We start from the raw sequence: 22,692 nt of genomic DNA, 5'->3' as shown, positions 1-22,692 counted from the left end.
CTGATGCGGGAGACATGGTGGGTATAGCTCAGTTGGTAGAGCGCGGCCTTGTGGTGGCCGATGTCGCGGGTTCGAGCCCCGTTACTCACCCCAAGCGTCGGAGTTGCTGATGGAAATGGATGCCGCAGCCTTCGAACAACTCGTGATCGATGAACTCGATCGGCTTCCTGACGACATGGTCGACGGCTTAGACAACGTGATCTTCGTCGTCGAAGACCGCAGTGATGAGGCCGACGGAGAGCTCCTGGGCCTCTACGACGGGTGGGCTCTCACCGAACGCGATCGCTACGGAGTCGGCGAGCTCCCCGATCGCATCATCGTCTTTCGCGAAGCCCATCTTGCGGCGTGCGATGACGAGGCCAGTCTGCGTGACGAGGTTCACACCACACTCGTGCATGAAATCGCGCACTTCTACGGGATCGACGACGCGCGTCTCCACGAACTCGGGTGGGCATGATGGCGCCGCTCGCCGTTCCCGACATTGACCGTCAGAGTCTCGTGGACCACCACGCGAAACGACCGTGGCAAACGGTCGTGTGGGATGACCCCGTCAACCTGATGAACTACGTCACGCACGTGTTCCAGACGTACTTCGCGCTTCCTCGGCCCGCCGCAGAGAAACTCATGCTCGCCGTTCACCATGACGGGCACGCGGTCGTCGCGGAGGGCGCCCGCGAGCAAATGGAACTGCACGCTCAGGCGATGCATGACTACGGGTTGTGGGCCACCGTCAGAGAGGCACCCCAATGACGCAGATCATCATGCTCGAATTCGCTCGCATCGAGGCCGCGCATCTCGCCGGGCTGGTGGGCCAGTTCATCGAACTCCTCGATGACTCTGCGTCGGTCGACGAAGATGCTGCCCTCGCCCGACTCGTCCCGGATGCTTATCGTGACGATGACGCCGCCGCGCAGGAATTCCGTGACCTCACGCAGGACGACCTTCTCGCGCGTCGTCGATCGGACGCAACATTGGTACTGCGTGACCTCCCGCGAGCCAACGACCTTCCCGACAGCCCGGACGATGCCGCGATGCTCGAACAGATCACCATCGCGCTGAGCCACGCCGAAGCGCAAGCGTGGATGCGAACGCTGGCCGCCGTTCGACTGGTACTCGCGACCAGGTTGGGGATCACTGACACGGACACCCATGCCGAATCGGACCCGAGATTCGGCATCTACGATTGGTTGGGCTACCGCCTGCACGTGCTGGTCGAGGCCCTCGAGGCACACTAAGCCGCTACGGAATTGCGAACACGAGCGACGCCAACGCGCTCGGATCATTTTGCGCGACATGGCGGGCCTCTTGCCGCGCCCAGCGCTCCCAGTAAGGGCGATACGTTTCTCCGTCACGACGCAACGCACGCTCACGGCGAGATGTCGCTGGCGATTCAAGCCACACTCGAACGTCGGCGAGCCGTGCCGTCTCCGGGGTGAGGATGCCGACTCCTTCGACAATCAACGGCAGGGATGGGTCGACGGCGTGTGCTTCGGCAGGTTCGGCACGTTCCCAGTCCCATCTCTGCCACACACCGATCAGTCCCCGCGCGTGCGGTCGGAGAACGTGCTCCCGCGCGACGGCTACACCTTCGGCGAGCCCATCCCACCCGGGGTACAAGGAGTCAAGTGCGACAAGCTGCACCCGTCCGGCCTGCGGCCAGCGCGCGACGAGCAGTCGCGCCAGCGTGGACTTCGCCGCGCCGCTGCGACCGTCGATAATGACCGCTGGGTTCGTGGCGCCCAACTCACCGATAGCGTCCAACACCCCCCGCGCCGCGCGCGCAATGGCGGCACCGACGGGGTCGTCACTACTTTTTGAGGGTGCGGATGACACGTGAGAACGTGCGCCCGGCAACAAAAATGAACGGAATCGCCACCGCCAGAAGGGAGATGATGTTGGGTTCGAAGCGAATGTCGTCCCCGCGGCGAATGTATGCGCCGATCGGCACAGCCCATCCTCCCGCGCCGCCACCGCCGTTGCCCTCGGTGTCTTCGCCTCCCCCAAACCCGCTGCAGGCGAGCGCCACCGGGATCATGCGCACACCGTCCACGTCCACCTGCTCACCGTAAATGCTGTGCACGCCGAGCGAGGCGGTCTGCTTGCCGAGTTCCAAAGCGATGTTGGGCATGAAGCCACGCTACCGCTCGAGCGCCTTACTGCCCAGTCCCGGCCTCGCCGCCGCCTCGAGGCGGGCGTGGGTTAGACGGCAGCGAGCCCCCCGAACGACCGGTGCCAAGGAGGGCCGCTCGAGTGACGACACCCCGCCCGAACCGCGCCGTCGCATCGTCCACTGCGCCTTCGACCCGGCGCCACTCCGCGTCCTCGTCCCACAGGGCCAAGGGCGCGGCACCCGCCGGCTGAAGTCGTTCAGCCCGCACACCGATCAGCCGCACGGGCAACAGCCGTTCAAGCGACCCGAACAGGTCGTGCGCGGCATCCCCGATCCGTTGCCCCACAGCCGTGGGCTCTGCGAGGACGCGTGAGCGCGAGACGGTGGAGAAGTCCGCGAAGCGCACCTTCACGGCGACGGCCTGCGCTTCCCATCCGCCGTCGCGAAGCCGTGCACCGACCCGGTCCGCGAGCCGCCGCAGTTCTGTGCGGAGAACAATGTCGTCGGCGATGTCTTCGAGGAACGTCTCTTCGTGACCGATGCTCTTCTCCGCACGCTCCGTCTCGACGCTGCGCGCGTCGATCCCTCGGCACAGCTGCTCCAACCGAGACGCCATCGCCGCCCCGACCGCGCGTTCCAACGATGAGTGCGGAGTGTCGAGGATATCCCGCACCGTATGGATACCACGCCGCTCCAGCGCCTCCGCCGCCTTGGGCCCGACGCCCCACAGCGCCCGCACCGGTCGCGGCTCGAGGAAAGCTGCGGTGTCGCGCTCCGCGATCACTAGCAACCCGTCCGGCTTGCTCAGCGTGGAGGCCATCTTGGCGACGTGCTTCGTCGCGGCCACCCCGATGCTGCAAGTGAGGCCGGTCTCTTCGTGCACCCGCCGCCGCAACCCCACGGCAATCTCGCGTGGACTGCCCCACAGCCGTCGCGCGCCGCGCACGTCTAGGAATGCTTCGTCGATCGACAGCGGTTCCACCAACGGTGTGATGTCGCGGAAGATGTCCATGACCTGCGAGGAGAACGCAAGGTACCGATCGAAGTGAGGCGCGACGACGATCGCGTGCGGGCAGAGGCGCAGCGCCTGCCCCACGGGCATAGCAGCACGCACCCCGTAGCGACGTGCTTCATATGAGGCGCTCGAGACAACGGAGCGACTCTCGGGCGCGCCGATGATGATGGCCTTGCCGATCAACGAGGGGTCGTCGACTTGCTCAACGCTCGCATAGAACGCGTCCATATCGACGTGGAGGATGCCGGTGCCTTCATCGTCTGCGCCATCTGGCGACACGATGCGACCGCTGCCGTCCCCACGTCCCATGCGCCTATTCTCCCCCGCACCTCAGACATCGACGCGACCGGCGGAGGGCCTCGTGGCGAGGTACGCAGGGCGACCCCGCCACGAGTCCGAATCTACTGTGCAGCGCGTTCGATGATCAGTTCGCGGACGCGTGCGGCGTCTGCCTGGCCGCGCATCGCCTTCATCACGGCGCCGATGATTGCGCCGGCCGCTTGAACCTTGCCGTCTCGAATCTTTTCGAGCACGTCCGGCTGCGCAGCCAGTGCGTCGTCGATCGCCGCGAGCAGTGCTCCGTCATCCGACACAACCGCCAGTCCGCGAGCGTCGACAACTTCCTGTGGAGTTCCCTCGCCCGCAATCACTCCCTCAAGCACCTGACGTGCGAGCTTGTCCGTGAGGGTGCCCGCGTCCACGAGTGCTTGCAGCGCGGCGACGTCAGTTGGCGTCACGAGTTCACCGGGTTCGCGCCCGTCCGCATTGGCCAGGCGCGTGATTTCGCCCGTCCACCACTTGCGTGCGGCGGCGGGTGCGGCCCCGGCCGCGATCGTCTCTTCGACCTCGACCAGCAGACCGCCATTTGCGACGTCCTGGAACTCGAGATCGGTGAATCCCCACTCCGTCTTCAACCGGCGGCGGCGCGCGGCCGGGGGCTCCGGAAGTGCCGCGCGCAACTGCTCGATCAGCTCGGTCGACGGCGCGACGGGCAGCAGATCCGGCTCTGGGAAGTATCGGTAGTCATCAGCATCCGACTTCGGCCGTCCCGGTGACGTACTGCCCGTGTCTTCGTGCCAGTGGCGCGTTTCTTGCGTGATCGTGCCACCGGCGGCCAGGATCGCGGCCTGCCGCTGGATCTCGTAACGCACGGCACGCTCGACCGACCGCATCGAGTTCACGTTCTTCGTCTCGGTGCGTGTCCCGAGCTTCTCCTGCCCGCGCGGGCGCAACGACACGTTCGCGTCGCATCGAAGGTTGCCGCGTTCAAGACGCGCCTCGGAGATTCCGAGGGAGAGGACGATGTCACGAATCGTGGCAACGTATGCCTTCGCGATTTCAGGCGCGCGATGCTCCGCCCCGAAAATCGGCTTGGTCACGATCTCGACCAGCGGCACCCCGGCTCGGTTGTAATCCACGAGTGAGTACTCGGCACCCTGGATGCGGCCCGTCGAGCCACCCACGTGAGTGAGCTTTCCGGCGTCCTCTTCCATGTGCGCGCGCTCGATCGGAACCGTGACGACCTCGCCGTCGGAGAGCTCAACCTCGATGCTGCCTTCGAAGGCGATCGGCTCGTCGTATTGCGAGATCTGATAGTTCTTCCCAAGGTCGGGGTAAAAGTAGTTCTTGCGCGCGAAACGACTTGACGGCGCAATCGAGCATCCGAGGGCAAGTCCCAGGCTGATCGAATACTTGACTGCTTCAGCGTTCACCGTCGGCAGTGAGCCGGGCAACCCCATGTCGACCGGCGCGACGAGCGTGTTCGGCTCGGCGCCATGGTGGTCCGCATGCGCGGGGTTGGCCGCGCCGGAGAACATCTTGGTGCGCGTGTTGAGTTCGACGTGCACCTCGAAGCCGAGCACAGGCTCGAACATCTCAAGCGCCGCGTCGAAGTCCATCAACTTGTCCTTCGCCATCAGAAGGCACCCCCTTCACGGGCAACGAGCGCGGGTGCGCGGTCCAAGAGCGGTCCGCCCCACGCATCGACCAGCAAGGCCTCCAGCGCCGCGCCGACACGGTACAGGCGCGCGTCCTCGTAGGCGGGCGCGAGGAACTGAATGCCGACGGGCAGGCCGTCATCCTCGGCAAGACCCGAGGGAATCGAGATGCCCGGCACCCCTGCAAGGTTCGCAGGAATCGTGGTGAGGTCGTTGAGATACATCTGCAGCGGATCGTCGATCTTCTCACCGATCCGGAAGGCGGTAGTCGGCGCCGACGGCGTCACGATCACATCGACATCGGCAAACGCCGCGGCGAAGTCCTGCTGGATGAGCGTGCGCACCTTTTGTGCCGAGCCGTAGTACGCGTCGTAGTATCCGGCCGAAAGCGCGTAGGTGCCAAGAATGATTCGACGTTTCACTTCGGGCCCGAATCCCGCGTCGCGGGTCGCTGCCATCACGTCTTCCACGGTGCCGCCGGGAACATCAACCCGCATACCGAAGCGCACCGAGTCGAACTTCGCCAGGTTGCTGGACGCTTCCGCCGGCAGGATCAGGTAGTAAGCAGCCACCCCGTACTCGAAGTGCGGCGCGCTGACCTCGACGATCTCTGCACCCTGTGCCTCCATCGCAGCAAGCGACGCGCGGAAGGATGCCGAGACTCCCGGCTGAAAGCCCGAGTCAGGCAGCTCCCGGACGACGCCCACGCGAAGCCCCTTCAGCACGTCACCGCGCGCTCCCTCGCGGGCGGCGGCGGCGAACGACGGCCATTCGCGGTCGATCGATGTCGCATCGTGCGGATCGAAGCCCCCGATCACGTCGTGCAAGAGCGCCGAGTCGAGCACGGTTCGCGAGACGGGACCGACTTGGTCGAGGCTGGATGCCAGGGCAATCGCACCGTATCGACTCACCCCGCCGTATGTGGGCTTGAGACCCACGGTGCCTGTGACGTGCGCGGGCTGACGAATCGACCCACCGGTGTCGGAGCCGAGCGCGAGCGGCGCTTCGAAAGCGGCTACCGCGGCGGCGGAACCACCACCCGAGCCACCAGGAATGCGGTCCAGGTCCCACGGGTTTCGCGTCGGGCCATAGGCCGAGTACTCCGTGGAGGACCCCATGGCGAATTCGTCCATGTTGGTCTTGCCGAGGGGCACCAGACCGGCGGCCCGCGCACGCGCCACGACCGTCGCGTCGTACGGCGACATGTACCCTTCGAGGATCTTCGAGCCGCTCGTGGAAGGCATGTCCGTTGTCACGAGCACGTCCTTGATCGCGAGGGGCACCCCCGCAATCGGGCCCAGCTCCTCGCCCGCCGCGCGACGACGGTCGATGTCGGCCGCGACGTCAAGGGCGTGGTCGCTCACGTGCAGGAATGCGTGGATGTCACCGTCCACCGCCGCAATGCGGTCAAGGTGCGCCTGCGTGGCCTCGACGCTGGAGACCTCTCCGCCTGCAAGAAGGTCGGCCAGGGCTGCGGCGCTGATTCGAGTCGTATCTGTCATGCGAACTCCTACTGCTCTTCACCCAGAATGGCGGTCACCCGGAAGCGGCCGTCGGCGGCATCCGGCGCATTCTGCAACACCTGCGCCGTGGTGAGCAGATCTCCGACCTCGTCGGGGCGGAACACGTTCTGCATCGGGATCGGGTGGCTCGTCGCGACGACGTCAGGGGTGGCCACCTCCGATACCTTCGCGATGTTGTCGACGATCGCATCGAGCTGTCCCGTGAGGCTACCGACCTCGTCGTCGCTCAACTGGATCCGGGCGAGCACACCGAGGTGGCGCACGAGTTCAGGGGTGATTTCAGACACCCGTCAAGTCTAGGCGCTCTCACTCGACGCCCATGGGCACGGGGAATCAACGGGCCTAGGATGAACGGGTGACGACGTACGATCCTCCGCGCCCATGGACCGCCAGCTACGCCGAGGGAGTTCCGGAGGATCTCCCGCCGGTCGCGGGATCTCTCGTCGATATCGTTGACGCCTCAGCCCGCGACTATCCGGACGCCCCGGCGCTGCAGTTCTTTGGCCGCGAAACGACGTATCGTTCACTGCACGCCCAGATCGAGCGCGCCGCAGCCGGCTTGCGCGCCCTCGGCGTACGCGCCGGTGACCCCGTGGCCCTCGTGCTGCCCAATTGCCCGCAGCACATCGTCGCGTTCTACGCCATCCTCCGCTTGGGTGCCGTCGTCATCGAGCACAACCCGTTGTACACACCCCGCGAGATGCGCAAGCAGTTCGAGGATCACGGCGCAAAGGTCGCTATCGTGTGGACGAAGGGCGTGAAGACGATCCAGAACTTCCCGGCCGATCTCACCGTGCCGACGATCATCTCGGTTGATGTCACTCACGCGATGCCCGTCACGACTCAACTGGCGCTCAAACTCCCGGTCGCGAAGGCGCGCGAGGCACGCAGCGCGCTCACGGAACGGGTGGATTCCACCGTCACGTGGCACACAGTAATGCGGGCTGAACCGCTCGCAGCGTCGCACCCTCGCCCCGCAACGGACGACCTGGCGTTGATCCAGTACACGAGCGGTACGACCGGCACGCCCAAGGGTGCCGCCCTCACACACCGGAATCTGCTGTCGAACGCCGCGCAGGCGCAGGCGTGGGTACCTTCGATCACGCGAGGCACCGGCTGTGTGGTCTATGCCGTCCTCCCGATGTTCCACGCGTACGGTCTCACTCTGTGCCTCACCTTCGCGATGTCGATGGGCGCGCGGCTGGTGTTGTTCCCGAAGTTCGATCCCGACCTTGTACTGGCGGTGACGAAGAAGCATCCGGCCACCTTCTTGCCGTTGGTGCCACCCATCGCCGAACGGTTGCTTGCAGCCGCCGCGGAGCAGGGTGTGTCGCTTGCTGGTACTGAGGTCGCGATCTCGGGAGCGATGGCACTTCCCCACGAGCTGGTTGTGCCTTTCGAAGAAGCGACGGGTGGCTTCCTCGTGGAGGGCTACGGACTGAGCGAGTGCTCACCGGTCCTCATGGCCAACCCGGTTGCCGACAACCGCGTCCCGGGCACGGTCGGGTTGCCGTTGCCTGGCACCGAGTGCCGCGTCGTTGATCCGGACGATCTCACGCGCGACGTTCCGCCCGGAGAACGCGGCGAGCTCGTCGTCCGCGGGCCTCAGGTCTTTTCTGGGTACTACGGCAAGCCCGAGGAGACCGAGAAAGTCTTCGTGGACGGCTGGTTCCGCACGGGCGACATCGTGCAGATCGACGAGCACGGATTCGTCCGCATCGTGGATCGCATCAAGGAACTCATCATCACGGGCGGATTCAACGTGGCGCCCACCGAAGTCGAAATCGCCTTGCGCCAGCATCCCTCCGTCGAAGACGCCGCCGTCGTCGGCCTGCCGAGTGGCCATTCGGGTGAGGAAGTCGTGGCAGCCATCGTCCTTGCGCGCGACGCGGAACCCGACGTCGAGGCGATCCGCGAGTTCACACGGGGAATTCTGACGCCTTACAAAGTGCCCCGCCGGGTGTTCATCGTCGACGAACTGCCGAAATCCCTCATCGGAAAGGTTCTGCGCCGCCAGGTGCGTGAGCAGTTGCTCACGCGTTGAGGGCCTCGGGCCCCTCGGTTACCAGCAGATGGAACTGGGCCGCATCGATGATGCGCAGGCCCAGCTCTTCGGCTTTGGCAAGCTTTGAGCCGGCCCCGGGCCCGGCTGCGACGAAGTCGGTCTTCTTGGAAACGCTGGATGCCGCTTTGCCACCGGCACGCAGGATCGCCTCCTGAGCGCCCTCACGGGTGTAGCCGTCCAGCGACCCCGTCGCCACCACCGTGAGACCGTCCAGGACACCCCCACCCGAGGTTGCCGCGCCTGGACCTGGATGCCCCGGTGTCGCCCACTGGACGCCCGCGGCGGCCCAGCGCGTCACAATCTCATCGTGCCAATCCACCTCGAACCACTCGACAACGGAGTCGGCGATGATTCCCCCCACACCTTCGACCTCGGCCAGCTGATCACGGTCGGCTGCCCGAATCGCCTCCAGCGATCCGAACCACTGCGCCAGCGCACGCGCGGCCACGGGCCCCACGTGACGGATGTTCAACGAGACGAGCAGACGCCATAGCTCTTTCGTCTTGGCGCGTTCGAGTTCAGCAAGGAGCTTGACGGCAAGACTCGAAGGCTGCGGGCCCGTGGTGCCGTCCTTCTTTTCGGCGGCCGTGGGGTTTCGTCGGAAGGGGGCCCGCATCTTGGTTGCGCCCGTGTCGTCTTCCTTTGGCAGACCGGTCTCGGCATCGCGAACGACGACTTCGATCGGAACAAGCTCTTCGATTTTCAACTCGAACAGCCGCGCTTCGGTAGGGAGCGGGGGTGCCGCGGGGGACGCGGGCTGCGTGAGCGCTGCCGCCGTAACCTCGCCGAGCGCCTCGATGTCGAGTCCCCCGCGTGAGCCGATGTGCTCGACTCGGCCACGTACCTGCGCGGGACACGTCCGCGCGTTGGGGCAACGCAGGTCGATATCGCCGTCCTTCATCGGGCGGAGCGGCGTCGCGCATTCGGGGCACCGCTCCGGCATCCGCCATGCACGTTCCGTCCCGTCCCTGCGTTCCACTACCGCTCCGAGGATTTCGGGGATGACGTCGCCCGCTTTGCGCAGCACGACGGTATCGCCGATGAGGACGCCCTTCGCCTTGACGACCTGCTGATTGTGGAGCGTCGCTTGTCGCACAGTAGAGCCGGCCACTTTGGTCGGTTCCATCACCGCGTAGGGCGTGGCTCGCCCTGTTCGCCCCACGCCGACGACGATGTCGAGCAGCGTGGTGTAGACCTCTTCCGGCGGGTACTTGTACGCGATCGCCCAGCGCGGCGCACGACTGGTGGCCCCCATTTCCGCGTGGAGCGCGAGGTCGTCGACTTTTACGACGATGCCGTCGATCTCGTGGTCGACATCGTGGCGATGTTCGCCGCGTTCAGCGACGAACTCGGCCACACCGTCGATCGTGTCGAAGACGCGCGAGTGCGGTGACACGGGTAGCCCCCACCCCGACAGGAGAGCGTAGATCTCAGACTGATTGGCGAGGGGTGGGTTCTCCCATGCCCCGATGCCGTGCACGTAGAGCGCAAGCCTGCCCAGGCGATCCCGCATCAGATCGAGTTGTTGCGGGGTCTTGTTCTCGGCGCGCTGTCGGATGCTTCCGGCCGCCGTGTTGCGGGCGTTGGCGAACTCGGGGAACCGTGTGGGCACCGAGGCGGCGTCCCGTCCGCGCGCTACCTGGTCGGCGAGGAATTCGGCTTGCAGCGCATGTTGGCGTTTGTTGAGCGCGTCGAAGTCCTCCCTGCTCAGGAACACCTCGCCCCGCACCTCGAAGAACTCGGGAATGCCATCTCCCGTGAGCCGACGCGGGATCGCGGGGATGAGGTCGACGTTCTCGGTGATGTCTTCGCCCACACGTCCGTCGCCGCGGGTCGTCGCGGTTTCAAGAACGCCGTCACGATACGCAAGGCTGATGGCAAGACCGTCGATCTTGAGTTCGCTCAACCAACGGACCGCTCGCCCCGCCGATGCCTGGGTCTTCGCCGCCCAGTCGCGAAGTTCGTCGAGGCTGAACACGTTGTCGAGGCTGAGCATGCGTTCGGCGTGCTCATGCGGCGGAAAACCCGCCGAGACGATCTCGGCACCGACCTGCTGGGTCGGACTGTCTTGCGTGACCAGCTCGGGAAACCGGGCCTCCAACGCCTCCAACCGACGGATCTCGGCGTCATACTCCGCGTCACTGACCAGGCTCGAGCCCTCGGAATAGTAGGTGGTCCGATACCGGTCGACCCGTTCGCGAATGGCATCCGCCTCGTCGCGTGCCGTGTCGAAATCTGAGGGAAGCGCGTCGGGCTCTGTCACACTCTCAGTCTAGGAGTGGCCACCGACATTCACGCGGGCTGCGGGACCGCCGAAACCGTGTGGTCAATCGTGAACTGACCCATCACTCGCGTGCCGTCGTAGATCACGGCCGTCTGCCCGGGCGCAACACCCTCGAACGGCTCTGCGGGCACCACCGTGATGGTTCCGTCCGCCAGCGTGGCGCGCGCCGGAACAGGGTCGGCGTGCGCGCGAATCTGCACCTCGCAGTCGAACGCCGCCTGCTCGGGGGCACGCCCGGCCCAGGTGAAGCGCGACCCGGCGATCTCTCCGATGGCGAGAGCCTCTTTCGGGCCGACAACCACGGTGTTCGTCACCGGCCGGACCTCGAGAACGAAGCGAGGCTTACCATCTGCCGCCGGCACGCCGAGCGCGAGCCCGCGCCGCTGACCGACGGTGTACGAGTGAGCGCCCTCGTGTGCGCCGACGACCGTCCCAGATCGGTCGACGATGTCACCGCTGGCGGTGCCGACCTTCTCAGCCAGCCACCCCTTGGTATCCCCGTCGGGGATGAAGCAAATGTCATGGCTGTCGGGCTTCTGCGCCACCGTCAGGCCACGCTCCGCCGCCTCCGCGCGCACCAGGGCCTTCGAAGGGGTGTCTCCGAGCGGAAAGTAGGTGTGCGCAAGCTGCTGCGCGTCAAGAACGCCCAGCACATACGACTGGTCCTTCGCAGCATCCGATGCCCGATGCAGTTCAAGCCCCTGGGGGCCGTCGACCAAGCTCGCATAGTGACCAGTGCACACGGCATCGAATCCGAGCTCGATCGCGCGCTCGAGGAGTGCGGCGAACTTGATCTTCTCGTTGCAGCGCATGCACGGGTTCGGCGTGCGCCCCGCGCGATACTCACTGATGAAGTCGTCGATGACGTCTTCGCGAAAGCGCTCGGAGAAGTCCCACACGTAGAACGGAATGCCCAGTAGGTCAGCCGCACGACGAGCATCCATCGCGTCTTCGATGGTGCAACATCCGCGGCTCCCGGTTCGCAGCGTGCCGCCCGCACGAGACAGTGCCAGGTGTACGCCGACTACCTCATGACCTGCGTCGACAGCTCGGGCCGCAGCCACAGCCGAGTCGACCCCACCGCTCATCGCCGCCAGAACTCGCATCAGCCCAGTCTACGAGCGCACGCCTGGACGGGGGCCGGATGCCGCGCGCGCACGCTCTACGGCGGCAGGCAGCGCAGCGACGAACGCATCCACATCATCGTCGGTCGACGTGACACCGAGCGACACGCGCAGCACCTGACGCGCCTGCGCATCGTCTCTTCCCAGTGCCATCACCACGTGCGAAGGCTCCGGCACGCCGGCTTGGCACGCCGACCCCGTCGACACCGAGACCTGGGCCTGGTCCAACAAAAACAGCAACGTCTCGCCCAGCGCTCCGGGAATCCACAGATGCACGTTTCCGGGAATGCGAGCGTGCGGGTCGCCGAGCATCTCGATCCCGTCGACACGCTCGCGCAGCGCCGCGACCATGCGCTCACGCAGGCCCCTCAGTCGCTCGGCCTCGGCCTCGCGTTCAGCCACGGCAAGTTCCGCGGCAACCGCGAAGGCGGCCGCCCCGGCGGCATCCTGTGTTCCCGCACGAAGCCCGCGCTGCTGACCCCCACCGTGCAGAAGGGGCGTGAGGCGCGCGTGTCGAGAAACGACCAGCGCACCTGTGCCGGCCGGTCCGCCGATTTTGTGAGCCGAAACGCTCATCGCCACCAATCCGTCGTGTGCGCGCGCGTCACCACGCCACCCACGAAACGACACGGGCACGTGCCCAAACGCGGCGATCGCGTCGATGTGCAGGGGCACACCCGAGCTCGCGGCGCGCCCGGCCAAGCCGGCGACATCGTTGACCGTACCGACCTCGTTGTTCGCGGCGAGCGCCGTCGCACACGCCGCCGACTCGAGCGCATCAACAAACGCCGCTTCGCGGATGCGCCCGACCTCGTCCAATGCGACGGGGCGGACGTCGGCCTGCTCTCGCGTGCGTAGCCACTCGACCGCGTCCAGCGTTGCGTGATGCTCGCCGTCGGGCAGCACGATGCTGTCGCTCCCCGGGTCTCTCGCCCACCACAGCCCTTTGAGCGCGAGGTTCACCGCTTCGGTGCCGCCCGACGTCAGCACGACCTCGATGGGGTCGCAGTCCAGAGTGGCCGCGAGGCGCTCGCGCGCGTCTTCGAGTTCGCGCCGCGCCGCCTGGCCGCTCTCGTGGATCGACGAGGGATTCCCGACGTTCGACGCGACGCGCAGCCACTCGTCGCGGGATTCTGGGCGCAAGGGGGTCGTCGCCGCATGGTCGAGGTAGTGACGCATGGATTCCTCCGCCCTGTCGTAACGCGATGGACTCTCGGCGTTACTACTGTAGATCGCATGCCCAGCCCGAAGGCCCCTGCAGCCGCTCCCGCTGCTCCCGAGAATTCACCCGGACTGCTCGATCCCGCGCTCGATCGATTGGGCGTGACCTATAGCGATGGCAGCGGAACACTGCGCGTCTGGTCCGCTCACGCCAGCGAGGTGGAACTGGTGATCTTCGATGATTCCGATCTGGACTGGATCGTCGACACCGTGACCATGGAGCCCGCAGGTTCGGGCGTGTGGCAGGGCACGACGCCGTTGCTGAAACCGGGCGCACGGTACGCCGTCCGCGCAGACGGCCCGCACGGCCCTGGCAACGTGTTCAACAACAACTCGCTGCTGATCGACCCGTATGCGCGTGGTTTGATCTCCAGCGGCCACGGCGAGTGGCGATCAGTCGCCGTGGATGACCAATTCGATTGGGGCGACGTGCGCAAGCCTGCGATCCCGATGGACCGCACGGTGATCTACGAGGGGCACCTCAAGGGCATGACGAAGCGTCATCCCGACGTCCCCGCGGCGCTCCACGGCACCTACGCGGGTCTTGCCCATCCGGCCATGATCGAGCACTTCCACGCGCTCGGTGTGACCACGATCGAGCTGCTACCCGTGCACGCGTTCGTCACCGAGCCACGCCTCCTGCAACATGGCCTCGCCAATTACTGGGGGTACAACACCCTCAATTTCTTCACTCCGCATGATCTCTATGCGACGGCCGAGTCTCGAATGCAGGGGCCGGATGCCGTGCTGCGCGAGTTCAAGGGCATGGTAAAGCTGCTGCACCAGGCGGGGCTCGAGGTGATTCTCGACGTGGTGTACAACCACACGTCGGAAGAGGGCATCGGCGGCCCACGCACATCGCTGCGCGGACTGGACAACCGCTCGTACTATCGCCAGCAAGAAGACGGCGCCTACATTGATGTGACCGGCTGCGGCAACTCTGTGAATACTTCGACGGATGCCGCGGCCCGGCTGATCCTCGATTCGCTGCGCTACTGGGCCAACGATGTGCAGGTCGACGGCTTCCGCTTCGACCTCGCGGCGACGCTCGGGCGCGACGGTGCACACACCTTCACTCCCGATCACCCCCTGCTACGCGCGATTATCGACGACCCGGCGTTGGCGGGGGTCAAGAAAATCTCCGAACCCTGGGACATCGGCATGGGCGGATGGCAGACCGGCAACTTCGGCGACGGCTGGCACGAGTGGAACGATCGGTACCGCGACCGTGTCCGCAACTTCTGGTTGAGCGACGTCGACTACGCCCGGCGGGCATCGACATCTCCCGTGGGAGTGGGCGGCTTCGCCACGCGTTTGGCGGGCTCCTCGAACACCTTCAGCCAAGAACGCGGGCCGATCGCAAGCGTCAACTTCATCACCGCCCACGACGGCTTCACGCTGCGCGATCTGGTGTCGTACGACGTCAAACACAATCTCAGCAACGGCGAGCAGAATCGGGACGGCGCCGACACCAATCGTTCTTTCAACCACGGCGCCGAAGGTCCCACGGACGATCAGCGCATCCTCGCGACGCGCCGCAAGGCGATGCGAAACCTGCTCGGCACACTTCTCCTCTCGGCCGGGGTTCCCATGCTGACGGCGGGAGACGAGTTCGGCAGGACTCAACGCGGTAACAACAACGCCTACTGCCACGACTCCGCACTGACGTGGCTGTCATGGGATCACGCGCCCTGGCAGAAAGAACTGTTCGCGCACGTGCAGACGCTCATCCGCCTGCGCCAAGAGAATCCCGCGTTGCGTCCCACGCGCTTCGCTCGATTGGAAGAGCACACGCCCTCCGCGTCGATCATGGAGTGGTACGACGAGCGCGGCGAGACGATGTCTGCTGACCGTTGGACATCGCCGACCCACCGCACTCTGCAGTACGTCGCGGCATCCACACCCGAGTTCGAAGACCCCAATCGCATCCTGCTCATCGTTCACGGCAGCGAGACCCCGATCGACGTAACGCTGCCCATGCTCGAGGATGCAACGCGGTTTGTCCCGCTGTGGTCCAGCGACAGAGAGTCACCGTCGAATTCCGGTGATCCTTCCTTGCCGGGCGACGTCCTCGCCGTTCCTGGCACGTCAATGCGACTGTTCCGAGTGGAGTGATCGACGTGCCAGGTCACTGCCGTGCGCGCGGCGTAGGCGACGCGCGTGAGCAATCGCGATAAGTTCGACACGTGGCTAGCAACAAGCTCTCCCCCGCCCCCTCGTGTCGCAGCACGACGCAGATTCCGCTCCGACCGGCACTGCCCTGGCAGCCCGAGCGAGACACCGCTGCACAGCGCATCCCGCTCACGCACGAGACGCCCACTGTTCCCTGGGGTGACTACGCCCCCACCGCGTTCGCTGGGGAGGTCGTGCCGTTCACCGTCACGGCCTTCCGCGAGGGCCACGACCTCATTGGGGTCCATCTGCGCCTGACTTCCCCCACGGGCGTGGAGTCTCTCCACCGCATGCGGCCGCTGCGCGACGGATTCGATCGGTGGCGGACCGAGGTCGCTCTTCATGAGACCGGCACCTGGCGATTCCGATTCGAGTCCTTCGCAGACGACTTCGCGACATGGCAGCATGCCGCCCACATCAAGATCGCCGCGGGCGTCGATGTGGACGTCATGCGGGAATCCGGCGCGAGGCTGTGCGATCGTGCGGCGAAGGAACGCACGCGCCCCACCGCAGACCGGCGCATGCTCACCGCGGCGGCCGAGACGCTGCGCGACGCTGACACGGAGATTTCCGATGTCCTGGCCCTTGTCGAGGCGCCCGCGCTGACGCAGAGCTTCCGTGAGCGCCCGCTCATGTCGCTCACGAGCATCGGCGATGACCGGAAACTCCTCGTCGAACGTGAGCGCGCGGGCGTGGGCGCCTGGTACGAATTCTTCCCACGGTCCGAAGGCGCGCGGCGCTTCAAGGACGGCCGCATCAAGAGCGGGACGTTTCGCACGGCGATGAAGCGGCTCCCCGAGGTTGCCGCCATGGGCTTCGATGTCGTGTACCTCCCGCCGATTCACCCCATCGGCACGATCAACCGCAAGGGACCGAACAACACCCTCACTCCGGGCCCCGGCGACCCCGGCTCGCCGTGGGCGATCGGCTCGGCGGCCGGTGGGCACGATGCCGTGCACCCGGACCTCGGCACGCTCGCAGACTTCCGTGCCTTCGTGCGGGCCGCGCGTGCCGAGGGCCTGGAGATTGCCCTCGATCTTGCGCTACAGGCCGCACCAGATCATCCGTGGGTGAGTGCGCACCCCGAGTGGTTCACGACCCTTCCCGACGGCAGCATCGCCTATGCGGAGAACCCGCCGAAGAAGTACCAAGACATCTACCCGATCAATTTCGACAACGATCCAGAAGGCATTCGGGTCGAAGTTCTGCGTATCGTGCGCCACTGGATCGCGCAGGGCGTCTCGATCTTCCGGGTCGACAATCCCCACACCAAGCCCCTGCAGTTCTGGGAGTGGCTCATCGCGACCGTCACCGCCGAGAACCCCGACGTGATCTTCCTTGCCGAGGCGTTCACGCGCCCGGCGGTGATGCAGTCACTTGCGGCAGCGGGATTCCAGCAGAGCTACACGTACTTCACGTGGCGCAACACCAAAGAGCAACTCGAAGAGTTTCTGACCGACATCAGCACGAACACCGCCGACTTCCTGCGCCCGAATCTCTTCGTCAACACGCCGGACATCCTCACCGAGTATCTGCAGTTCGGCGGTCGCCCTGCCTACCGCATTCGCGCAGCCATCGCCGCGACGGCGGCTCCCGTCTACGGGGTGTACGCAGGGTACGAGCTCTACGAGAACGTCGCGCGACCGGGCGCCGAAGAGAACATCGACAACGAGAAGTACGAGTACAAGACACGCGACTTCGCCGCGGCGGAGGCCGCGGGCGACTCGTTAGCGCCGTACCTGCGCAGGCTCAACGAGATTCGGCGCGAGCATCCTGCTCTCCGCCAACTACGCAACGTCTCGATGCACTGGAGCGATGACGACGCGATTCTGGTCTACTCGAAGCACCTCGCGGCGGAGTTCTCCCCCACGGGTCAGGCCGACACGCTGATCATCGTCGTCAACACCGATCCGCACTCGGTACGCGAAACCATGGTCCACCTCGACACTCGAGTCTGGGGAGTGACCCCCGGCGACGCGTTCGACGTCCACGATCTACTCACCGGCGCGGTGTGGACATGGGCCGACCACAACTTCGTCCGCCTGGACGCCTTCCATGAACCCGTACACATCCTTCACGTCAGGACACGCGCATGACCCTCTCGCCTGATCTCCTCGACGCTGTCGCCGCGGGCTCCCACCACGATCCGCACGCAGTCCTCGGGTTGCACCATGAGGGAGACCATTGGGTCGTGCGCGCTCGCCGCCCGTTGGCCCGAAGCGTCACCGCGGTCTTTCGCGATGGCAGCCGCGCCCCGATGGAGCATGTGCGCGCGGGGATCTGGGAAGGCTCCCACGCGGGCGAACCGAGCGCCTACACCGTGACCGCAACGTATGACGATGGCTCGAGCCACACCGCGGACGAGGCGTATCGCTTCGCTCCCACCATCGGCGAGCTCGACCTGCACCTGATCGGCGAGGGCCGCCACGAAGAGCTGTGGCAGGCACTCGGCGCCCACGTGCGCGAGCTGGACGGCACTCGCGGCACAGCGTTCACCGTATGGGCACCCCATGCGCGTGCAGTCAGGGTGGTCGGGGATTTCAACTCGTGGGACGGCCAGAGCCATGCCATGCGCTCGATGGGCCGCAGCGGAGTCTGGGAGTTGTTCGCCCCGGGCGTCACTGAGGGGTCGACATACAAGTTCGAGATCCTGACCACCTCCGGTGCGTGGATCATGAAGGCCGATCCGATGGCCCGCGCAGCCGAAGTTCCTCCCGGCACGGCCTCCGTAGTGACCGAGAGCGCCTACCGTTGGTCGGACGACGCCTGGCTCACACACCGCACCAAGCAGACGCCTCTGAGCGCCCCCATGTCGATCTATGAGCTGCACCTGGGCTCATGGCGCGCAGGGCTGGGTTACCGAGACGCGGCCGACCCCCTGATCGAGTACGTCACCGCACAGGGCTTCACTCACGTCGAATTCCTGCCTCTCTCTGAGCATCCGTTCGGCGGTTCCTGGGGGTATCAGGTCTCCGGCTACTACGCACCCACGAGCAGGTTCGGCTCCCCCGACGATCTGCGCTACCTCATCGACCGACTCCACCAAGCCGGCATCGGCGTCGTCATGGACTGGGTGCCCGGGCACTTCCCCAAGGACTCGTTCGCATTGGGCCGGTTCGACGGACAGGCCCTGTACGAGCATCCCGACCCGCGACGCGGAGAACACCGCGATTGGGGCACGTACATCTTCGACTACGGGCGCAACGAGGTGCGCAACTTCCTGGTCGCAAACGCCCTCTACTGGTTCGATCAGTTTCATGTCGACGGGCTGCGCGTCGACGCGGTCGCGTCGATGCTGTACCTCGACTACTCTCGCGAAGCCGGCGAGTGGGAACCGAACATCCACGGCGGGCGCGAAAACCTCGAAGCGATCCAGTTCCTGCAAGAGGTGAACGCCACGAGCTACAAGCGGTTCCCCGGTATCGCCATGATCGCCGAAGAGTCGACCAGCTTCCCCGGGGTGACTGCCCCCACAGACCACGCCGGACTCGGGTTCGGATTCAAGTGGAACATGGGCTGGATGAACGACTCGCTCGAGTACATCAAGCGTGACCCGATGTACCGGTCGCACCACGAAGGTGAATTGTCCTTCTCGTTCGTGTACGCCTTCAGCGAGAACTACATCCTCCCGATCAGCCACGACGAAGTCGTGCACGGCAAAGGCAGCCTGATCGGACGCATGCCCGGCGACCACTGGCAGAAACTCGCGAACGTTCGCGCGTACCTCGCGTACATGTGGGGCCACCCCGGCAAGAAGCTGCTGTTCATGGGCCAGGAGTTCGGGCAGATGGCGGAGTGGTCTGAACAGAGATCACTGGATTGGTGGATGCTGGAGCAGCCGGCCCACGCACAGTTGCATGCTTTCGTCGCCACCATGAATGCCACGTATCGCGAGCACGCGCCGCTGTGGGCGCGCGACAGCGACGGTGCCGCGTTCACGCGGCTGGGCGCACCGGAGTGGAATCCGAACGTGATCGCGTTCGCGCGCCGGGACTGGCACGGCAACACCGTGGTGGTCGTATGCAACTTCGCGGGAAACCCCATCAATCGCCTCACGCTCGCGTTGCCCGAGCCGGGTGCGTGGCACGAGATTCTCAATTCGGATGCCGAGTCATTCGGCGGTTCAGGCGTGGGAAACCTGGGAATGGTGCATGCCGACGCTGACGGTATCGCTCACCTCACGGTGCCGCCACTGGGAGTGCTGTGGCTACACCACCGGTCGCCAGCGCACATCCCGTCCCCGACACGGGGCTGATCCACACCCCACCAGCCCGTCGAACGAGTGCGGGATGTCTCGCTCAGAAGAGGAGGGACGACAGACTCCCGCGTGCCCGCACCACGCGGGAGTCGGCGTCGCCCACGAGCCCGAACAGCTCGAGCAGGCGCTCACGCACGCGCGGACGCTCCTCACCGGGGAGCCCGGCGAAGAGATCGAGCAACCGTTCGAACGCGTCGTCTACGTGGCCACCGGCGATGTCGAGATCTGCCACGTCGAACTGTGCATCGATGTCGCCGGGTGCGGCGGCTGCCGCTGCGCGGGCCTCGGTGAGGTCGAGCTGTTGCACGCGCTGGAGGAGCCGAACCTGACCGAGCCCCGCTCGCGCATCCGCGTCGCGAGGGTCCTCCGCCAGAGCAGCCTCGTACGCGGCCATGGCACGCGGATAGTCGCCCTCCTCGATCGCGGCGAACGCCTCGGCGTGCAGCGGCGGCAACGCTGGTTCCTGAGGCTCGGCGTCCTCGCTCGGCGCGCCGTCCACTGGCATCGTTCCGGTGACACCGTGCTGGGCGGCGAGTTGCAGGAACTGTGCGAACACATCACGCACCTGCTGCTCCGGCACCGCGCCGTTGAATAGCGGAACCGGCTGACCGGCGAGCAGTCCGACCACCATCGGGATCGACTGCGCACGGAACGCCTGAGCAAGCTGCGGGTTGGCGTCCACGTCGACCTTGGCGAGCACCACGCGCCCGCCGAGCTCGTTGACAACCTTCTCTATCACCGGGCTGAGTTGCTTGCACGGGCCGCACCATTCCGCCCAGAGATCGATCACGATCGGTACGTTCCGCGACAGTTCCATCACCTGAGGGAACGTCTCATCTGTGACGTCGAATACGAGCGCGGGCGCTCCCCCGTCGGGCGAGGCCTGAGAGCCCGCGTGTGCTGGGGCTGCCGGAGAGGACCCCCCGGCTGCCGGTGTCGCGGGGCGGTTGCGGAGAGAGGAGAGATCCACGGCGCCGCGAAGCGTCGCCGTGTTCAGGGGGTCTGTCACTTGATCACCTTTGCGCCGAGAATGTCACTGCTGAATCCGAGAAGACGGATCTTCTCCGTCGAGCCCTGCCCGGGCACGTAGAAGAACACCTGATCAAGGTAGTCGGTCGTGAACCCTGTCTGCGACTCGTCCACCCCCGCCAACTCTTCGACCTGCGGGTTTTTCTCGAGCTTGATCACGGCATCATCATCGGTCGGCTTCACGTTATCGGACTCGACGATAGTGACCGCCACGATTGCACCGCTCTCGAGCGTGGCGAGCGCGAACGGCGGGTCGTCGCCCGCTCGTGTTGAGAACGTGAGCTCGCCCGTGTTCGTGGCCGTCTCGTTGAACTCCTTGAGGCGGGCTGCGCGCTCTTCGTCGATCTGTGCGCGGAGCACGTCCGTCTCCTCGTCGAAGAGTCCGTAGTACTCGCTGTCTTCACCGTTGTTGATGACATCCGCATAGGCCGTTGCGAGCGACTCCGGAGGAAGGATCAAGAACGGAGAATCCGGCTGAACCTGAGGGGCTCCAATGTACGCGGGAGCGAGGGCGGGAAGCGACGTAGAGGCTTCGAGTCGACCCACGGTCGACAGCCTGTAGTCGGCCCAGGGGTCGTCCTGCGTGAGCACCATGATTGTCGCGATCTTGCTCGCTTCGTCATCGACGACGGCCATGAACGAGCGCGGCCACAGGTCGTACGCCTGCGGCAACACAATCTCCAACGGCTTGCTGAGGATCGGGTCGGGCGACGCTACGTCGTCCAGTGCATCCCGCAGGGTGTAGTTCGTGTCACGTGTGGCCAGTGCCGGGCCGCTCATGCGTGTCGCCGCGAGGTCATCGTCAAGCGCCTCGTCGGCTTCGGAGATCGTCGCCGCCACCTTCGTCAGAATGCGCTCGGCCTGTGCTTTGGTCACGGCGGGCGCCTGTTGGCCCTCGGGGGCGACAATCGTGGCCGTCGGTGTCGGCGTCGGCTCCGCGGTGAACTGCGGCCAGACGTCAGGGGCGCATCCGGTGAACAACAGTGCGGAAACAGCGACAACGGGGAGGACGGCGAATGCTCTGCGACCGCGGGTGATGCTCTTCCTGGTCGGGGTGGAGCTGATCACGCCCTTGCCCTCGTCGCCCAAGGCACCCACCGCAATCGGCTCAGTCACCGGGAGCGGGAGTCCCTTGCGTCGCGGTCCGCGGGAGCGCCGCACATGCTGGATGCCCAGAATGTAGAGGAAAACGCCCACCGCCATCAGAACGCCGCCCAAGGCTATGAGTGGCCCCGCCAACGGCGTCGAGTTGTCGATGGGCCACGACACCGAAATGTCCGTCGGCGCGGGGGTGGTCCCGTCCATCGCCACCAGGACGCTCATATCGGCGGGCACCTGCATCGACGCGATCAGCAGATCACTTTGTTGGAACTCGTCTAGCCACAGATCGGAACCCGCAGGATTGCGCCCGGGCGCCAGCTCAGAGTCCTCCGCCGCGTCTTCCTCGGCGGCGGCATCCTCTGACTCTTCGTCAATCACCGCCGGCTCAGGCTCCACCAACGTGGTCTCGATGGTCCCGTCATCGGTCAACGAAACCTGGTTGTACGTGGCATCGGCCATCCACGCATCCATGTCAGCGGTGCGCCCATAGGCCGCGAGAATGTCACCGTCTGCGTGAGCACGCAACGTCTGCGCACCGGGGAGGGAATTGAACACCGCGCCGTCGATGACGACGTACGGCGCTGGCTCCTCCACCTCGATGGATGCGGTCTGGGTCGGGGGACCCTGGAACACCGTTCGCTGGGCGATGCCTGCGACGATCAGCACCGTCGCCAGCACGAATGCTGCCACAGCCCATACGAAACGCACGAAGAAAACACCTTTCCGAAGCCGGTTCGCAGGCAGGAGCACCTCCGACTCGACGTTTCAGACTAGCGAATCGCACCTGAAAGGCGCCGCAAAGCCGACACGGCCACGCCTGAGCGTCTTCGATGCGTATCCTGACTTCTAGATG

Annotated in this window: 18 protein-coding genes and 1 tRNA gene; 8 read left to right on the top strand and 11 right to left on the bottom strand. The window is 65.7% G+C overall.

Annotated elements, in window-relative coordinates; translation table 11 throughout:
- Nucleotides 1-17: 17 nt before the first annotated feature.
- The 4 genes from ON062_RS09770 to ON062_RS09755 all read left to right on the top strand — a co-directional run bounded on the left by ON062_RS09770 (nt 18) and on the right by ON062_RS09755 (nt 1,235).
- A tRNA-His gene (locus tag ON062_RS09770) sits at nt 18-93 on the top strand.
- Between the two features lie 22 nt (nt 94-115).
- Nucleotides 116-457 carry a metallopeptidase family protein gene (locus tag ON062_RS09765; RefSeq protein WP_274646943.1) on the top strand — a complete coding sequence of 114 codons (342 nt, stop codon included), beginning with the start codon at nt 116-118 and terminating at the stop codon, nt 455-457.
- Nucleotides 457-750, top strand: a complete 294-nt coding sequence (clpS, locus tag ON062_RS09760; protein WP_274646942.1) for an ATP-dependent Clp protease adapter ClpS — start codon at nt 457-459, stop codon at nt 748-750. The genes ON062_RS09765 and clpS overlap by 1 nt, the downstream gene beginning before the upstream one ends.
- Entirely contained in the window at nt 747-1,235 is a 489-nt protein-coding gene (locus ON062_RS09755) for a DUF2017 family protein (protein ID WP_274646941.1), read from the top strand. Before clpS ends, ON062_RS09755 begins: the two co-directional genes overlap by 4 nt.
- A 4-nt stretch (nt 1,236-1,239) precedes the next feature.
- Here ON062_RS09755 and ON062_RS09750 read toward each other — a convergent pair whose 3' ends face one another.
- From ON062_RS09750 to gatC, 6 genes are all read right to left on the bottom strand, one after another.
- On the bottom strand, nt 1,240-1,764 hold the full coding sequence (locus ON062_RS09750) for a hypothetical protein (protein WP_274646940.1): 525 nt from the start codon (nt 1,762-1,764) through the stop codon (nt 1,240-1,242).
- A 43-nt stretch (nt 1,765-1,807) separates the two neighbouring features.
- On the bottom strand, nt 1,808-2,128 hold the full coding sequence (locus ON062_RS09745; protein ID WP_274646939.1) for a hypothetical protein: 321 nt from the start codon (nt 2,126-2,128) through the stop codon (nt 1,808-1,810).
- Nucleotides 2,129-2,153: 25 nt separating this feature from the next.
- On the bottom strand, nt 2,154-3,434 hold the full coding sequence (gene dinB, locus ON062_RS09740; protein ID WP_274646938.1) for a DNA polymerase IV: 1,281 nt from the start codon (nt 3,432-3,434) through the stop codon (nt 2,154-2,156).
- A gap of 92 nt (nt 3,435-3,526) precedes the next feature.
- Nucleotides 3,527-5,041 (bottom strand): Asp-tRNA(Asn)/Glu-tRNA(Gln) amidotransferase subunit GatB, encoded by a 1,515-nt coding sequence (gene gatB / locus ON062_RS09735; RefSeq protein ID WP_274646937.1) that lies wholly within the window; start codon nt 5,039-5,041, stop codon nt 3,527-3,529.
- Nucleotides 5,041-6,564, bottom strand: coding sequence for an Asp-tRNA(Asn)/Glu-tRNA(Gln) amidotransferase subunit GatA (gatA, locus tag ON062_RS09730; RefSeq protein WP_274646936.1), 1,524 nt, complete (start codon nt 6,562-6,564; stop codon nt 5,041-5,043). Before gatA ends, gatB begins: the two co-directional genes overlap by 1 nt.
- 8 nt (nt 6,565-6,572) lie before the next feature.
- Nucleotides 6,573-6,872, bottom strand: a complete 300-nt coding sequence (gatC, locus tag ON062_RS09725; RefSeq protein ID WP_274646935.1) for an Asp-tRNA(Asn)/Glu-tRNA(Gln) amidotransferase subunit GatC — start codon at nt 6,870-6,872, stop codon at nt 6,573-6,575.
- Between the two features lie 68 nt (nt 6,873-6,940).
- Here gatC and ON062_RS09720 point away from each other — a divergent pair, with 68 nt between their 5' ends.
- Nucleotides 6,941-8,629 carry a long-chain-fatty-acid--CoA ligase gene (locus ON062_RS09720; protein WP_274646934.1) on the top strand — a complete coding sequence of 563 codons (1,689 nt, stop codon included), beginning with the start codon at nt 6,941-6,943 and terminating at the stop codon, nt 8,627-8,629.
- Here the strand turns inward: ON062_RS09720 and ligA are convergent.
- The 3 genes from ligA to ON062_RS09705 are packed head-to-tail and all read right to left on the bottom strand — an operon-like array spanning nt 8,619 to nt 13,237.
- On the bottom strand, nt 8,619-10,913 hold the full coding sequence (gene ligA / locus ON062_RS09715) for an NAD-dependent DNA ligase LigA (RefSeq protein ID WP_274646933.1): 2,295 nt from the start codon (nt 10,911-10,913) through the stop codon (nt 8,619-8,621). The two genes, ON062_RS09720 and ligA, sit on opposite strands and share 11 nt — an antisense overlap.
- Before the next feature lie 29 nt (nt 10,914-10,942).
- Complete coding sequence (mnmA, locus tag ON062_RS09710; RefSeq protein WP_274646932.1) at nt 10,943-12,040, bottom strand: tRNA 2-thiouridine(34) synthase MnmA; 1,098 nt, start codon at nt 12,038-12,040, stop codon at nt 10,943-10,945.
- A gap of 9 nt (nt 12,041-12,049) precedes the next feature.
- The gene (locus tag ON062_RS09705; RefSeq protein WP_274646931.1) at nt 12,050-13,237 is read right to left on the bottom strand and encodes a cysteine desulfurase family protein; all 1,188 of its coding nucleotides are present in this window, start codon (nt 13,235-13,237) and stop codon (nt 12,050-12,052) included.
- A 57-nt stretch (nt 13,238-13,294) separates the two neighbouring features.
- On the opposite strand from ON062_RS09705, the gene glgX reads away from it, so the two are divergent.
- The 3 genes from glgX to glgB all read left to right on the top strand — a co-directional run bounded on the left by glgX (nt 13,295) and on the right by glgB (nt 19,706).
- The gene (glgX, locus tag ON062_RS09700) at nt 13,295-15,394 is read left to right on the top strand and encodes a glycogen debranching protein GlgX (RefSeq protein WP_274646930.1); all 2,100 of its coding nucleotides are present in this window, start codon (nt 13,295-13,297) and stop codon (nt 15,392-15,394) included.
- Between the two features lie 71 nt (nt 15,395-15,465).
- Nucleotides 15,466-17,547, top strand: coding sequence for an alpha-1,4-glucan--maltose-1-phosphate maltosyltransferase (locus ON062_RS09695; protein WP_274646929.1), 2,082 nt, complete (start codon nt 15,466-15,468; stop codon nt 17,545-17,547).
- On the top strand, nt 17,544-19,706 hold the full coding sequence (glgB, locus tag ON062_RS09690; protein WP_274646928.1) for a 1,4-alpha-glucan branching protein GlgB: 2,163 nt from the start codon (nt 17,544-17,546) through the stop codon (nt 19,704-19,706). The genes ON062_RS09695 and glgB overlap by 4 nt, the downstream gene beginning before the upstream one ends.
- A 43-nt stretch (nt 19,707-19,749) precedes the next feature.
- Here glgB and ON062_RS09685 read toward each other — a convergent pair whose 3' ends face one another.
- Nucleotides 19,750-20,718: a tetratricopeptide repeat protein gene (locus ON062_RS09685; RefSeq protein ID WP_274646927.1), complete on the bottom strand. Its 969-nt coding sequence runs from the start codon at nt 20,716-20,718 to the stop codon at nt 19,750-19,752.
- Complete coding sequence (locus ON062_RS09680) at nt 20,715-22,547, bottom strand: glycosyl transferase (RefSeq protein ID WP_274646926.1); 1,833 nt, start codon at nt 22,545-22,547, stop codon at nt 20,715-20,717. Before ON062_RS09680 ends, ON062_RS09685 begins: the two co-directional genes overlap by 4 nt.
- Between the last annotated feature and the right edge of the window lie 145 nt (nt 22,548-22,692).

Source organism: Microbacterium sp. C7(2022), assembly GCF_028823665.1.
Lineage (GTDB): Bacteria > Actinomycetota > Actinomycetes > Actinomycetales > Microbacteriaceae > Microbacterium.
Note: the sequence above shows the minus strand (reverse complement) of the source record. Positions and strands in the feature narration are given on the sequence as shown.